17 protein-coding genes and 2 pseudogenes are annotated in these 12,348 nt (G+C 68.0%); 8 read left to right on the forward strand and 11 right to left on the reverse strand.

Annotated features, from left to right (window positions below; translation table 11 throughout):
- Positions 1-8 precede the first annotated feature (8 nt).
- Positions 9-998 (forward strand): polyprenyl synthetase family protein, encoded by a 990-nt coding sequence (locus IEY82_RS16120; RefSeq protein WP_189124931.1) that lies wholly within the window; start codon positions 9-11, stop codon positions 996-998.
- On the opposite strand, the gene rarD is transcribed toward IEY82_RS16120, so the two are convergent.
- A complete protein-coding gene (rarD, locus tag IEY82_RS16125; protein WP_189124932.1) occupies positions 966-1,889 on the reverse strand; it encodes an EamA family transporter RarD in 924 nt (307 codons plus the stop codon). The genes IEY82_RS16120 and rarD overlap by 33 nt on opposite strands.
- A 121-nt stretch (positions 1,890-2,010) precedes the next feature.
- Between rarD and msrA the strand changes: the two genes are divergently transcribed.
- Entirely contained in the window at positions 2,011-2,673 is a 663-nt protein-coding gene (gene msrA, locus IEY82_RS16130; RefSeq protein WP_189124933.1) for a peptide-methionine (S)-S-oxide reductase MsrA, read from the forward strand.
- 144 nt (positions 2,674-2,817) lie between these two features.
- On the opposite strand, the gene IEY82_RS16135 is transcribed toward msrA, so the two are convergent.
- The 6 genes and pseudogenes from IEY82_RS16135 to IEY82_RS40160 all read right to left on the reverse strand — a co-directional run.
- The gene (locus tag IEY82_RS16135) at positions 2,818-3,069 is read right to left on the reverse strand and encodes a hypothetical protein (RefSeq protein WP_189124934.1); all 252 of its coding nucleotides are present in this window, start codon (positions 3,067-3,069) and stop codon (positions 2,818-2,820) included.
- Positions 3,070-3,166: 97 nt separating this feature from the next.
- Positions 3,167-3,763, reverse strand: coding sequence for a TIGR03086 family metal-binding protein (locus tag IEY82_RS16140; protein ID WP_189124935.1), 597 nt, complete (start codon positions 3,761-3,763; stop codon positions 3,167-3,169).
- Between the two features lie 135 nt (positions 3,764-3,898).
- Positions 3,899-4,318: a hypothetical protein gene (locus IEY82_RS16145; RefSeq protein WP_189124936.1), complete on the reverse strand. Its 420-nt coding sequence runs from the start codon at positions 4,316-4,318 to the stop codon at positions 3,899-3,901.
- Between the two features lie 61 nt (positions 4,319-4,379).
- Positions 4,380-4,688: a GNAT family N-acetyltransferase gene (locus IEY82_RS16150; protein WP_189124937.1), complete on the reverse strand. Its 309-nt coding sequence runs from the start codon at positions 4,686-4,688 to the stop codon at positions 4,380-4,382.
- Between the two features lie 33 nt (positions 4,689-4,721).
- Positions 4,722-4,940 carry a hypothetical protein gene (locus tag IEY82_RS16155; RefSeq protein WP_189124938.1) on the reverse strand — a complete coding sequence of 73 codons (219 nt, stop codon included), beginning with the start codon at positions 4,938-4,940 and terminating at the stop codon, positions 4,722-4,724.
- Positions 4,941-5,000: 60 nt separating this feature from the next.
- Positions 5,001-5,468 (reverse strand): annotated as a pseudogene (locus IEY82_RS40160) (replication initiator); the annotation flags it as partial.
- 103 nt (positions 5,469-5,571) lie between these two features.
- Between IEY82_RS40160 and IEY82_RS16160 the strand changes: the two are divergent.
- Both IEY82_RS16160 and IEY82_RS16165 read left to right on the forward strand, forming a co-directional pair.
- Positions 5,572-5,952: a hypothetical protein gene (locus IEY82_RS16160; protein WP_225262830.1), complete on the forward strand. Its 381-nt coding sequence runs from the start codon at positions 5,572-5,574 to the stop codon at positions 5,950-5,952.
- Between the two features lie 360 nt (positions 5,953-6,312).
- A pseudogene (locus IEY82_RS16165) lies at positions 6,313-6,408 on the forward strand (peptide-methionine (S)-S-oxide reductase MsrA); the annotation flags it as partial.
- Between the two features lie 21 nt (positions 6,409-6,429).
- Here the strand turns inward: IEY82_RS16165 and IEY82_RS16170 are convergent.
- From IEY82_RS16170 to IEY82_RS16185, 4 genes are read right to left on the reverse strand one after another with little or no spacing between them, the layout of a single operon-like run.
- On the reverse strand, positions 6,430-6,795 hold the full coding sequence (locus tag IEY82_RS16170) for an aminotransferase-like domain-containing protein (protein WP_189124940.1): 366 nt from the start codon (positions 6,793-6,795) through the stop codon (positions 6,430-6,432).
- A 39-nt stretch (positions 6,796-6,834) separates the two neighbouring features.
- A complete protein-coding gene (locus tag IEY82_RS16175) occupies positions 6,835-8,085 on the reverse strand; it encodes an RNA polymerase sigma factor (protein ID WP_189124941.1) in 1,251 nt (416 codons plus the stop codon).
- Positions 8,082-8,417 carry a YciI family protein gene (locus IEY82_RS16180; RefSeq protein WP_189124942.1) on the reverse strand — a complete coding sequence of 112 codons (336 nt, stop codon included), beginning with the start codon at positions 8,415-8,417 and terminating at the stop codon, positions 8,082-8,084. The genes IEY82_RS16175 and IEY82_RS16180 overlap by 4 nt, the downstream gene beginning before the upstream one ends.
- A gap of 7 nt (positions 8,418-8,424) precedes the next feature.
- Positions 8,425-8,784 (reverse strand): YciI family protein, encoded by a 360-nt coding sequence (locus IEY82_RS16185; RefSeq protein WP_225262894.1) that lies wholly within the window; start codon positions 8,782-8,784, stop codon positions 8,425-8,427.
- Positions 8,785-9,004: 220 nt separating this feature from the next.
- Here IEY82_RS16185 and IEY82_RS16190 point away from each other — a divergent pair, with 220 nt between their 5' ends.
- From IEY82_RS16190 to IEY82_RS16205, 4 genes are all read left to right on the forward strand, one after another.
- Complete coding sequence (locus IEY82_RS16190) at positions 9,005-9,481, forward strand: anthrone oxygenase family protein (RefSeq protein WP_189124944.1); 477 nt, start codon at positions 9,005-9,007, stop codon at positions 9,479-9,481.
- 195 nt (positions 9,482-9,676) lie between these two features.
- Positions 9,677-10,393, forward strand: a complete 717-nt coding sequence (locus IEY82_RS16195) for an ABC transporter ATP-binding protein (RefSeq protein ID WP_189124945.1) — start codon at positions 9,677-9,679, stop codon at positions 10,391-10,393.
- A complete protein-coding gene (locus tag IEY82_RS16200) occupies positions 10,390-11,112 on the forward strand; it encodes an ABC transporter permease (RefSeq protein WP_189124946.1) in 723 nt (240 codons plus the stop codon). Before IEY82_RS16195 ends, IEY82_RS16200 begins: the two co-directional genes overlap by 4 nt.
- Positions 11,106-12,344 carry a sensor histidine kinase gene (locus IEY82_RS16205; RefSeq protein WP_189124947.1) on the forward strand — a complete coding sequence of 413 codons (1,239 nt, stop codon included), beginning with the start codon at positions 11,106-11,108 and terminating at the stop codon, positions 12,342-12,344. The genes IEY82_RS16200 and IEY82_RS16205 overlap by 7 nt, the downstream gene beginning before the upstream one ends.
- The last annotated feature ends 4 nt before the right edge of the window (positions 12,345-12,348 follow it).

The following is a 12,348-nucleotide window of genomic DNA, read 5'->3' on the forward strand; positions in this document are numbered from 1 at the left end:
GACTACGTATGTCTGCGCCTCCCGTTGTTGACCTTCCCATTGAGGATGCGCGGTTGGCGCAGGACGTGGCCCAGGGGCTGGCCGCGGTCGAGAAGCTGCTGCGGTCGTCGGTGGAGACCGAGGACGTCTTCGTCACGGAGGCGTCCAAGCATCTCATCGAGGCCGGTGGCAAGCGGTTCCGCACGCTGATGGTGCTGCTGGCCGCGCAGTTCGGCGACGCCTCGGCGCCGGGGGTCGTGACCGGCGCCGTGGTCATCGAGCTGACCCATCTCGGGTCGCTCTACCACGACGACGTCATGGACGAGGCTCCGGTGCGCCGGGGCTCGCCGTCGGCCAACGCCCGGTGGGACAACACCGTGGCCATCCTCACCGGCGACTACCTGTTCGCCCAGGCCTCCGACCTGCTGGCCGACCTCGGGCCGGAGCTGATCCGCATCCAGGCCCAGACGTTCTCCCGCCTCGTGCAGGGGCAGATCCGCGAGACCGTGGGGCCGCGCGACGACGAGGACCCGGTGGCCCACTACATCAGCGTGCTGGCCGACAAGACCGGCTCGCTGATCGCCGCCTCGGGGCGGTTCGGCGCGCTGCTGTCCGGGGCTCCGGCCGACGTGGAGGAGCGGCTCAGCCGGGCGTGCGAGGCGATCGGCGTGGCCTGGCAGCTCGGTGACGACCTGCTCGACGTGGCGTCCTCCTCCCGGCAGTCGGGCAAGACGCCCGGCACCGACCTGCGCGAGGGCATCCGCACACTCCCCGTCCTGTACGTGCTCGGCTCGGACCCGGAGTCTCGGCTGGGGCGGCTGCTGTCGGGGCCGGTGGGCGAGGAGGACGTCGAGGAGGCGCTGACGCTGCTGCGCGCGCATCCGGCGATGGAGAAGGCCAGGGCCGAGCTGACCGCCTGGGTGGATCGGGCCCGGCATGACATCTCCGGCCTTCCCGACATCCCCGCCAAGACCGCATTTTTGACGCTATGTGACTACGTGGTCGAGCGTTCGGGCTGACCGCCGGGTCCGCGCGGTGGCGCGAGCCGTACGGATGCTGTCGTACGTGAAGATCGCCAGGGCCAGCCAGACGATCGAGAAGCCGACCCAGCGGCTGGCCGGCATCGTCTCCTTCACGACCAGCACCCCGCACAGGAACTGCAGCACCGGCGCGATGTACTGAAGCAACCCGAGCGTGCTGAGCGGCACCCTGATCGCGGACGCGGTGAAGCACAGCAGCGGGACCGCGGTGATCACGCCCGCGCCCACGAGGAGCAGCGCGTGTCCCGCCCCCAGGTGCCCGAACGTCGCCTGCCCCGCGCTCTCCAGATAGATCAGGTAGCCGAGGGCGGGCGCCAGCAGCACCAGCGTCTCGACGGTGAGACTCTCGGCCGCCCCCACGTTCGCGTGCTTCTTGACCAGCCCGTACACGCCGAAGCTGACGGCCAGCGTGAGCGCGATCCACGGCAACCGCCCGTAGTCGACCGTGAGCACCACCACGGCCAGCGCGCCGAACCCCACCGCCGTCCACTGCAACGGCCGCAGCCGCTCCCGCAGCAGGACCACCCCGAACAGCACGCTGACCAGGGGGTTGATGAAGTATCCGAGCGCGGTTTCCACCACGTGACCGCTGTTGACCGCGTAGATGTAGACGCCCCAGTTGGCGGTGACGATCGCCGCCGCCAGCGCCAGCAACCCGAGCTTCTTCGGTTGCCGGATCATCGTCCTGAACCACGACCAGTGCCTTAGCACGGCCAGCACCGCGATGACCGTTATCAGGGACCAGGTGATCCGGTGGGCCAGGATCTCGACGGCCCCGGAGGGCTTGAGCAGCGGCCAGTACAAGGGGAAAAGTCCCCACATGGTGTAGGCGGCGATCCCGAACAGAACGCCTCGCCGGAGGTCAGGCATGTAGCCCATAGTCGGGCATTACCATGCTTAAACACAAACGTGTATCGCTATACGGGATTATGTAGCCTCTCTAAAATGTTGCGGCCTATGTATGGTGAACAGAGGCTATGGAGGTGGCACCATGGGGTGGCTGTTCGGCGGCAACAAGACATCGATGGTCCGGCCCGAGGACGCCCTGCCTGGGCGAGAGACGGCCATGCCGGTCCCGGCGCGGCACGCGGTCCTCGACGCTCCGCTCGCTCCGCCGTACCCCTCGGGAGTCGAGATCGCCGACTTCGGGCTGGGCTGCTTCTGGGGAGCCGAGCGGAAGTTCTGGCAGACGCCCGGGGTCGTGACCACGGCCGTGGGCTACCAGGGGGGCTACACGCCCAACCCGACGTACGAAGAGGTCTGCAGCGGCCAGACCGGCCACGCCGAGGTGGTGCGGGTCGTCTTCGACCCGTCGAAGATCTCGTACGAGGAGCTCCTCAAGGTCTTCTGGGAGTCGCACGACCCCACGCAGGGCATGCGCCAGGGCAACGACGTCGGCACCCAGTACCGGTCGGCCATCTACTTCCACTCGCCGGAGCAGGAGAAGGCGGCCACGACGTCGCGGGCGGCGTACCAGTCGGTCCTCAAGGAGGCCGGCTACGGCGACATCTCCACGGAGATCGCCCCCGCCGGCCCGTTCCACTTCGCCGAGGATTATCACCAGCAGTATTTGTACAAAGTGCCCAATGGGTACTGCGGCATAGGCGGCACCGGGGTCTCCTGCCCCGTGGGCATCGTGTCGGCAGGCGACTAGATCAGTCCTTCGAGTGGAATCTGACCCTGTTGGCGGGGAGGGCCAGGCCTCGAAGTCGCGGTCGAGCCCTCTACCTGGCGCGGCACCTGAACCCGGGACCAGACAGGCCTAAACGCCCGCTAAGCGGTACATCACCCGCGAGCTCTACCGCATCCATCTGTGGACGCCGATGAGCAGCGCCAGGGAGCGGGCCAAGGCCCAGCGGCGCGGCATGGCGAGCCAGCGGCGGTGGGGCCAGTTCGCGACCGAGCCGACGGTGAGCCGGGCCGAGCAGGCGGCGCAGGAGGCGCTGGCGGGCCGGACGCACACCGACTGGGTGCGTGACCAGATCCCCGAGCGCGCAGAGGCGGCCCGGCGCCGCACCGGCGAGCAGCCGCCGGTCCAGGTCCGCACCACCTGGGCCTCCGTTGGCGCCGTTCGTCACGGTTGCCGCGGCGAGGTTCAGGGACAATACACCATCGACACACCCAGCACCGACTGGTTCTGGTGCGGTCTACACATGACTGTGCCGATTGGGTGGGAGATCTTCGGCCGCACGCCATGCCGGAGAGCGGCCCAGGGCGGCTACCAGGAGATCCCCGGGCGAGGCATTCGGTGGTACGTCAACGGGAGGGGCATAGGTGCTGCCTGCTCCCCGTAGCGGTCCATCCACCGGTAGGGCCTGCGCCACTGGCAAGGCGACGGCCACCAAGGCAGCGGGCAGGTCAGGAGCGACGGCGATGGCCTTACTGATGTCCCAATGGTGGACGAGCATGTCGGCGAGGTGGACCCACAGGATCTCCTGGCCGAGATATCGCTTCTGGTACTTCGGAACATACACCTCTTGGTCCAGCATGCCTGGCTGCCCGAACGCCGCCTTCCAACGGGCGATGGCCTGCGCGAAGGCGCTGCGGGGATCTGCGTCCAAGATCAGAGGGGCGCCGAGGATGGTTGAAGAGACGGCCTCGTGCTCACGGTTCATGTGATCGATGAGGTCTGCCACGTTCCAGCCTGCACAGGGGGTGGTGGCGGAGAGTTGAGACGCGGAAATTGTCGTGATCAGCGAGCTGAGGTGGTTCAGGGCAGCGGCGTCGAGGGCGCGGAGGTCCATGCCGGCATTTTAGCGAACGACCGTTCGCTAGTCGATAGCGAACGATCGTGCGGTATTCCTGCGACGTGAGTCCCTGCCGTTCGAACGCAGAAACTGCCGCCGCACGCACACGGATCGTGGAGGCCGCCGTGTTCATCAGACGCCTTTGAGGAGACCCCCGCCTTCAGGCAGGGAAGGAATCGGGATCTGCCCGGCCCGCATAGCCCGGCCGGCATCCACCATGATCTCCACCGCATCCCGGTACGCGCGCGGCAACATCGCCGCCCTCATGCCCGGCCGTAACGGCGGCACCGTCACCACACCAAGCACCGGCGGCCCTACCGGAACCCCGCCGACCGCGTCGACGTCCCCGCCTGCGCTCCCAGCCGTCACGGGCTCCTGGATCAACTCGGCCGCCTCGCCCAGGATCTCCTCCACCGTCTCCCGCGTGATCACCAGCCGTGACAACCGATCGTGCTCGTCCTCCAGCTGTGACTCCAAGGCGGCGATCTGCTCGCGGACCTCCTCGATCCGCTGCCGGGGCACAGCCTCACGCCGTGCCAGCTCCTCCAGCAACGAGCCCACCGTCAGCACCGCCTGACACAAAAGCCCAGCTCAGGTGCTCACTGAGAAAGAGCTACACCCAAAGGCGATAACGATGCTTAACCGTTGATGTGCCACCGAGTCGGTCATAGAAGCCGATTGCCTGACTGTTCCAGTGCGGGGTCTGCCACTGCAGTTCGTCGGCGTCAAGTGTGCGGGCCAGATCTACGATGCGTTCCATGAGGGAACCACCCAGGCCTGCACCCCGATGAGACTCCACCACGTACAGGCAGTCCAGATGCGCAAAAAGGCGCCCGCGCCAGGTTCGGGCGAGCCCCCTCGGCAGCGCCTGAAACTTTTGCCGGCTCGGATCGAGGTGAATCGCCCCGAGTTTGGTGGACACTGAGTGGGCGTTTAGGCCTGTCTGGTCCCGGGTTCAGGTGCCGCGCCAGGTGGAGGTGTTGTCGCCGGCGAGGCGGCGGCTCATGAGGTCGATCATGGCGATGTGGATCATGGCTTCGGAGCGGCTGGGCAGCGCCTCGTAGTCGCGGTGCTCGACGCTTTGGAGGCGGCAGGCCTCGTCGAAGCGGTCGCTGCCCTTCGAGCCGGCTGAAGTCCTCCCAAGCTGGTCCTGTAGCGCGAAGTGACGCGCCACCACCTTTTCAAGGCGCCGAGTGGGTACTGCGGGCCTAAGAGCCGTTTCTTGGAACAGGGGCTGCCCGGCTTGGACGTCATCGCGCTCGTGACGCGAACCGCAGCCCTTCGGCCGGCCGTGCTCGCAGACGGGACGCGTCCGGCGTGGACGGCATGGGAGCGTCCGGCCGGAGTGCTCGCGGTGGGCGTGGACGGCACCGAAGGATGGGGCGGTGAAGGTGACGAACGCGCGGGGATGCTGGCTGACCTCCTCCGGAACGCCCTTGCCGCCGCGTAGGCCAGTGATGATCAGGTGGTACGTGTCGTCCTTGTAGACCGCCGAGCAGGCTGGGCACCTGGAGGCGCGCCGGTTGCCGCAGGCTGTGAGTAGGAAGCCAGTCGGCTCGTCGACGGTCCGGTAGACGTCGAGGACTTCGCCCGTCCGGCTGTCCAGCGTGTACCTCTCGCCGTGCAGCCGGATCGGTTGGGCGCAGCCGCATGCCGCGGCAACAAACAGTGGTGTTCCTGTGACATCAGATTGTCTTCTGATATACGGTGAGAAGGTGAGTACGAGTCATGCGGACGCGGTCACGTTCTCTGATTTGTCTAGGAACCCCCGTGCCGTCGCAGAGCGTGCGGTACGCCTAGGGCGTGTGCGTGTAACCCATCGTGACGCTGCCGATTTCTACCTGACTGCGGCAGACCGTGAGGAGGAGCGCGATCGGACGCTGGCCACTGCGTCCCGGCTATTCCTTGCCCTGATCAAGCATGCCCCCACTGCGCGTGCGTTGGTTCTGGCCATGCCGGACGTCTTTCCCTGGGTGCGTCACCTTTCCCCGGATGAGCTTCGCGCCTTCACCTTGGAACTGGTTGAGGCGCTCTCCGATGCGGCCGAGCTGGATGTCGATGCCACTACCCAAGACGTCATAGCGGGCTGGCGGGCCACTGCCAGAATCAAGGCAGATCCTGCGCAATACGCCGAGGCTCGTAAGGCCACGAGCGGTGACTTCGGGCCGGTTCAGGTCTCCGCGTGAGCCCGAAGCGTGGAGACCGGGTGACGGTGCCGCCTCCTGATGACCAATGGGATGTTCGATTCGGTACCAGCGAGGCTGTGCGGGGTTGGGAAGAGCTGTGCCGCCACGCCTTGGCCAATACACGGCGATGCTTCGAGTGCCTGCGGATTGATCCTCGCATCAGCGCGGGTCATGATCGGCAACATCGTCTACGTGGTGACCTTGCGACTCATCGTCACAACGGCAAGGAGCTGGAGCAGCGGCGGCCGTGTGCGCTACGTCATTGATGACGACAGTCGTACTGTCTGGGTGATCTACGCCTCACCTCGACACCCAAAGGACACTGAGTAAGCGGTTTTGCTGCGTGAAGCCGAGTGCTAGCACCAGCAATATCTGTGGAAGAACCCGAACGGATACTGCGGAATCGGCGGCACCGTGGTTTCCTGTCCGGCGGGCGTTGCTCCCGCTGGTGACTGAGCAGGGCTGTCTTCGTCAGGTCTATGCGCGATGCGTGATCCGCAGGACGTGGGTGAGGGCGTCGACCGCGGCCGGGTAAGTGTGCTCGCTCGGTGTTCCGTAGCCCACGATGATGCCCTGCGGGTGGTCTCCGGGGGCATGCCAGCGATCGCCCAAGTGCCCCACGCCCACTTCGTCGGCTGTTGCGGTGTGGAGCACCTGCTGCTCGGTGGGCCCTCCTGCCGGCAAGCTGATCAGGACGTGCAGGCCGGCGGCGATCCCGTGGACGGAGAAACCGGTCGGCAGGCGTCCCGGCTGAGCCTGGAGGCGGGACAGCAGCAGGTCGCGCCAGCGTTGGTAGCGCGCCGGTCCGGCTCGACCCCTACGGTCCGGCTCCTGGGTGATCAAGTCATCGTTACGTCGAACCTCAAGGACTCCCCGCGACCCTCACATCCTTCGGTGCAGTTTGCCTGCCCTGTCCCGCAGGTAGCGCTGTTCGGGGAGGCTCGTGGTGCGGCGGGCCGCCAGCCGGTAGTTCTCTCGCGCGGCGGCGTACTCGCCGGCCAGCTCCTGCAGGTGGGCGCGTACGGCGTGGAGGCGGTGGTGATGGGCGATCCGGGGGTCGCCGTCCAGGCTTTCCAGCAGTTCGAGCCCGGCGTGGGGCCCTCGGGTCATCGCGACCGCGACGGCGTGATTGAGCGTGACCATCGGGTTGGGCGCGATCCGAGTGAGGATTCCGTACAGGATGCGGATCTGTTCCCAGTCGGTGTCCCCGGCTCGCGGCGCCTGGACGTGCAGCGCGGCGATGGCCGCCTGGAGCTGGTAAGGGCCGAGAGGTGAGGCGGACATGGCCCCGGTGACCAGCGCGGTGCCCTCCTCGATCATGGCGGTGTCCCATCGGCCGCGGTCCTGCTCGGCCAGTGGCACGAGGTCGTCGTCCGGGCCGGTGCGCGCCGCGCGGCGGGCGTCGGTGAGCAGCATCAGCGACAGCAGCCCGGCCACCTCGCCGTCATCCGGCAAGGACCGGTGCGCCATCCGGGTGAGCCGGATCGCCTCCGCGGTGAGCTCGCCCCGGTGCAGGTCGGGTCCGGAGCTGGCGGTGTAGCCCTCGTTGAAGATCAGGTAGAGCACGTGCAGGACGGCGTCCAGCCGGTCGGCCCACTCCTGGGCCGACGGCATGGCGAACGACGCGCCGACGGCTCTGATCCGTTGCTTGGCGCGGCTGATCCGCGGCGCCATGGTGGCCTCCGGCACCAGGAAGGCCCGCGCCACCTCGGCGGCGCTGAGGCCGCCGACGGCGCGCAGGGTGAGCGCCACCTGAGAGGCGGGCGTCAGCGCCGGGTGGCAGCACAGGAACAGCAGCGCGAGGGCGTCGTCCTGGTCGCCCGGCCGCTCGTCGCCGGGCGCCGGCGCGAGGCCGGCGTGCGGTGTCTCGCGCGCCGCCGCGGTGACCTCCCGGCGGCGGCGGGCCTGCTCGCTGCGGACCTGGTCGACCAGGCGGCGGGAGGCGACGGTCACCAGCCAGGACTGCGGGCTTCGCGGGACGCCCTCGGCGGGCCACTGCGTCGCCGCCGCGAGCAACGCCTCCTGCACGGCGTCCTCGCACTCCTCGAACCCGCCGTACCGGCGCAGGAGCACGCCGAGGACCTGCGGCACCAGTTCGCGCAGCAGATCCTCGAGACGTTCGGTCGTGCTCACATCTCCATACCGGCCGAGTCCATCAGCGGTCGTATCTCCACGCCGCCGAGACCGCCCGCTATCAGGGTGGCCAGCTCCACGGCGCGCGCCCGGCTCTCACAGTCCACCACGTACTGGCCGACGACCTGATCGGAGGTCTGGAGGTACGGGCCCTCGGTCACCGTCACCACGCCGTCCCGAGCCCGTGCGACCGCGCTGATGGACGGATCGGCGAACGCGTGGGCACTGATCAGCTCTCCCGCCTGCCCGGCCGCGGCCAGGAACTCCGCATGGTCGAACCCCTCTCCCGGCAGGTCGGCCGCGGGCAGGTAGAGATTGAGCAGGAACTTCACCGTGTGCTCAGCCGTCCGCCGTGCCCGCGTAGATCACCGGTCGCACCTCGATGCCCAGGCCCTCGACGCCGGCGTCCGGGATGAGCGCGGCCAGCTCCAGGGCGCGCTCCCGGCTGTCGCACTCCACCAGGTAGTAGCCGCCGAGGTACTCCTTGGCCTCAAGGTAGGGCCCGTCCGTCACCGCCGCTACGCCGCCCCGGACCTTGACCACAGCGCTCTGCGAGGGGTCGGCCAGCGCGACGGTGCTGATCATCTCCCCGGACCTCTTGATGGTCTCCATGAACGGGCCGTGGCCGTTCATCACCTCGTTGCGCTCCTCGTCGGTCAGCGCGTCCCAGATCTGCGGGTTGGCATGCATGATCAACATGAACTTCACTAGTCGTCTCCTTCGACGGCCGGATGGCGCTCCTGAAGGCGCCGTTCTCCCTGAGGTCGGAGCCGGTGCCGCATTCTTGCGGCGCCGGACCGTACGAGTCTCCGACCGTTCGCACCGCCCGCGACGTGCGCCGGGGATCCATATTGACTTTAATCGTTTCTAATGAAAGTTTGTTTATCTGGTCAAAAGGTCGGGTGCGCCGGAGGCGGGTATGCGCGTCGTGCTGCTGGAGGTCGCTCGTACGGGTGCGACGTTACTGCTCGGCCTGTTCGCCGGCGGGCTCGTGTTCACCGTGCTGGCCCCATCGCTACGTTCCCTGCCCGGATCCGCGTACGTGCGCTACTGGCAGGCGCTCAACACCGACTACCGCCGCGCCATGCCGGTGCTCCTGCTCACCTGCCTCGTCCTGCTCCTGGCGACCTGTGTCGCGTCCTACCCGCGCGGCCGACTCGGCTTCTGGCTCGTGGTCGCCGCCACGCTGCTCCTGGTGGCCACGATCGCGCTCACCCTGACCGCGTTGGATCCGCTCAACCAGTTGGCCGACTCCTGGGACGCCGATCGGCCGCCGGCCGGTTGGGCGGACGTCCGCCTGCGCTGGTGGACGCTGCATCTGGTCCGTACGGCGATGGCGACCCTGGGCTTCGTCGCGCTCCTGATCGCCCAGGTGGTCGACAGGGCGGGAGGCTAGGCAAGGCGCTCTCCGATGCCGTCGGCGTCGAATGCGGGAGGTCATCACCGGTTGGCGGGCACCTGCTCGAACCAAGACCGACCCTGAGCAGTACGCCCAGGCTCGCCAGGCCACAAGCGGTGACTCCAGGCGGGCCGGGCCCCATCAACCGTTCGGTGGATGTCGAAGGAGTCGCCTGCCGATGATTCTTTGAGCATGACAGCCATCGAGATGGACGGCCTCCGGAAAAGCTACAAAGGCGGCAACGCGGTAGACGGCGTTTCCCTGAAGGTGGAGCGAGGGGAGATCTTCGGGATCGCCGGACCCAACGGAGCAGGGAAGACCACGATCGTGGAGTGCGCGTCGGGGTTGCGACGGCGAGACGGCGGCACCCTGCGCGTGCTGGGTCTGGACCCGCAGAGCGACCGGCGCGAGCTGCTGCAGCGCATCGGCGTCCAACTGCAGGAGGCGGCCCTGCCTGACGCGATCAAGGTCGATGAGGCGTTACGGATGTATGCCTCCCTCTACACCAAGCCCGCCGACTGGCGAGAACTCATGGGCGAGTGGGGGCTGACGGACAAGAGACGTGCCAGCTTCGCGAGCCTGTCCGGCGGCTGGAAGCAGCGGTTGTTCATCGCGCTGGCCCTGGTCGGCAACCCGGAACTCGTCTTCCTCGACGAGCTCACCACGGGCCTGGATCCCTCTGCTCGCCGTACGACCTGGGGCCTGATCCGCGAGATGCGCGAGCGCGGGATCACCGTCGTGCTGGTCACCCATTTCATGGACGAGGCGGAGGCACTGTGCGACCGCATCGCGATCATCGACCGGGGCCGAGTCATCGCCGAGGGCAGCCCGCGCGAGCTGATCACGCAGGGACGATCCGATTCGCTGGAGGACGCGTACTTCGCGCTGACCGGAAGGGGAACGGCATGAACGGCATCACGAACGTCATCGCCGTCGAGCTGAAGCTGATCATGCGTGATCCGATGTCGGCGTTCTTCGCCCTGGCCTTCCCGTTGATCATGCTGTGGGTCAAGTTGCGCACCGGCAAACCGCTGCCGGGCGGGTTGCCGGCCGTCGACGCCACCGTGCCGATGCTGAGCGTCTTCGTCATCGGTCTCGCCGCGCTGGTCATCCTCCCCGCCACACTCGCCGGGTACAGAGAACGCCGGGTGCTGAAGCGGCTGCGCGCCACCCCTGCCTCACCCACCCTGCTGTTCGGCGCCCAGTGGGTGGCTCACATGCTGCTGGCCGCGCTCGGGACGATGCTGTTGATCGTCGTAGGGCTGATCGGCTACGGGCTCACGGCGCCGGCGAACGTGGGGGGAGTTCTCCTGGCGTGGACACTCGGTGCGCTGAGCCTCAGCTCCATCGGCCTCCTCGTCGGCGGGCTCGTTCCCAGTGGTCGCGCCGCGACGGTGGTCGGGCTCGGCCTCTTCTTTCCGATGGGCTTCCTCTCCGGCGCGATCATCCCCCGCGAGACCATGTCCGAGTCGATGCGGGCCATCGGCGACCTGACCCCCATGGCCCCCGCGGTCCGGGCGATCCGCGACGGCTGGGTCGGCGATGCGATGTCCCCGGTTACCCTGGGCCTCATGGCCGCGATCTTCGTCGTCGCCGGCGGCGTCGCCGTCAGGGCGTTTCGGTGGTAGCCACCGATGACCCTGCCGCCTCGCGCTGGGATCGTGTCCGGCCCGTCCTGCCGTACCTCTTCATCCTGCTTCCGGCGGTCTTCGCGTTGGTGCGGGACTGGAGGCCGGAGGTGCCGGCCCTGGTGTTGGCCGCCGGCGTCTGGCACTGGTTCATGGTCACCTCGCGTCCTGGCCGGATCGAGAGGCCGGTGATGCTGATCGCTTACTTCATCGTGATGCTCGCCGTCATCGGGACGCTGATCAGAATCGACACGCTGTTCACGGTGACGGCCGTGGCGATGTTCATCCAGTCCTTCACCCTGATCTCCGGTTGGTGGGCGTACGCGGGGGTGGTCGCGACGGCCGGTGTGCTGGTCGTCGCTCGCCCTGAGCAAGGGCGGACCCCGAGCCAGATGCTCTTCTCCTTCCTCGTCGCGCTGCTGGTCGCCTCCGCGATCGGCCTGGTCGGCCAGGCCATCCGCGATCAGAACGAGAACCGCAAGGTGATGATCACGCAGTTGCGGGAGGCCGGCGCCAAGCTGGCCGCGCTCGCGGAGGAGAACGCGAACCTGCAGGCCCAGCTACTGACGAGCGCTCGTGAGGCCGGCGTGCTCGAGGAGCGGCAGCGCATGGCCAGGGAGATCCACGACACCATCGCGCAGGGCCTGACCGGCATCCTCACCCAGCTCGAAGCCGCCGACGACGCGATCGATGACACCCCAGCCGTCCGCTCGCGACTGAGGACGGTGCGCACCCTGGCCAGGGAGAGCCTGAACGAAGCCCGACGATCGGTTCAGGCGCTGCGTCCGGCGCCGCTGGACGAGGCCCAGCTCGCCACCGCCCTGCACGGCATCGCCGCGAGCTGGTCGCGGACTTCCGGCTTACCCGCCTCCGTGTCGGTCACGGGCGACCCCCGGCCGCTGCACGGGGAGGTGGAGATCACCTTGCTGCGGGTGGCGCAGGAGGCGCTGACCAACGTCGGCAAGCACGCCTCGGCCACCCGGGTCGGCCTCACCCTGTCGTACATGGAGGATGTCGTGGCGTTGGACGTCCGTGATGACGGGGCGGGCTTCGCTCTTGGGGCGAACCCGTCGAACGCGGGCGGCTTCGGGCTCGTCGCGATGCGTCAGCGGGTGATCCGGCTGGCCGGCGACTTCGAGATCGAGACCGCCCCCGGCCAGGGAACGGGAATCTCCGCCACCATTCCAGCCATCCCGGCCGACTCGGATTCGGGATCGTCCGACCACTCCTGAAACG

The sequence above is a fragment of the Nonomuraea cavernae genome (assembly GCF_014646355.1).
Classification (GTDB): Bacteria; Actinomycetota; Actinomycetes; order Streptosporangiales; family Streptosporangiaceae; genus Nonomuraea; species Nonomuraea cavernae.

Coding starts and splice junctions, on each gene's coding strand:
- IEY82_RS16200 (WP_189124946.1), top strand. CDS start 10,390: ATGAACGGCATCACGAACGTCATCGCCGTCGAGCTGAAGCTGATCATG.
- IEY82_RS16190 (WP_189124944.1), top strand. CDS start 9,005: ATGCGCGTCGTGCTGCTGGAGGTCGCTCGTACGGGTGCGACGTTACTG.
- IEY82_RS16140 (WP_189124935.1), bottom strand. CDS start 3,763: ATGGACCTCCGCGCCCTCGACGCCGCTGCCCTGAACCACCTCAGCTCG.
- IEY82_RS16185 (WP_225262894.1), bottom strand. CDS start 8,784: ATGTTGATCATGCATGCCAACCCGCAGATCTGGGACGCGCTGACCGAC.
- msrA (WP_189124933.1), top strand. CDS start 2,011: ATGGGGTGGCTGTTCGGCGGCAACAAGACATCGATGGTCCGGCCCGAG.
- IEY82_RS16195 (WP_189124945.1), top strand. CDS start 9,677: ATGACAGCCATCGAGATGGACGGCCTCCGGAAAAGCTACAAAGGCGGC.
- IEY82_RS16120 (WP_189124931.1), top strand. CDS start 9: ATGTCTGCGCCTCCCGTTGTTGACCTTCCCATTGAGGATGCGCGGTTG.
- rarD (WP_189124932.1), bottom strand. CDS start 1,889: ATGCCTGACCTCCGGCGAGGCGTTCTGTTCGGGATCGCCGCCTACACC.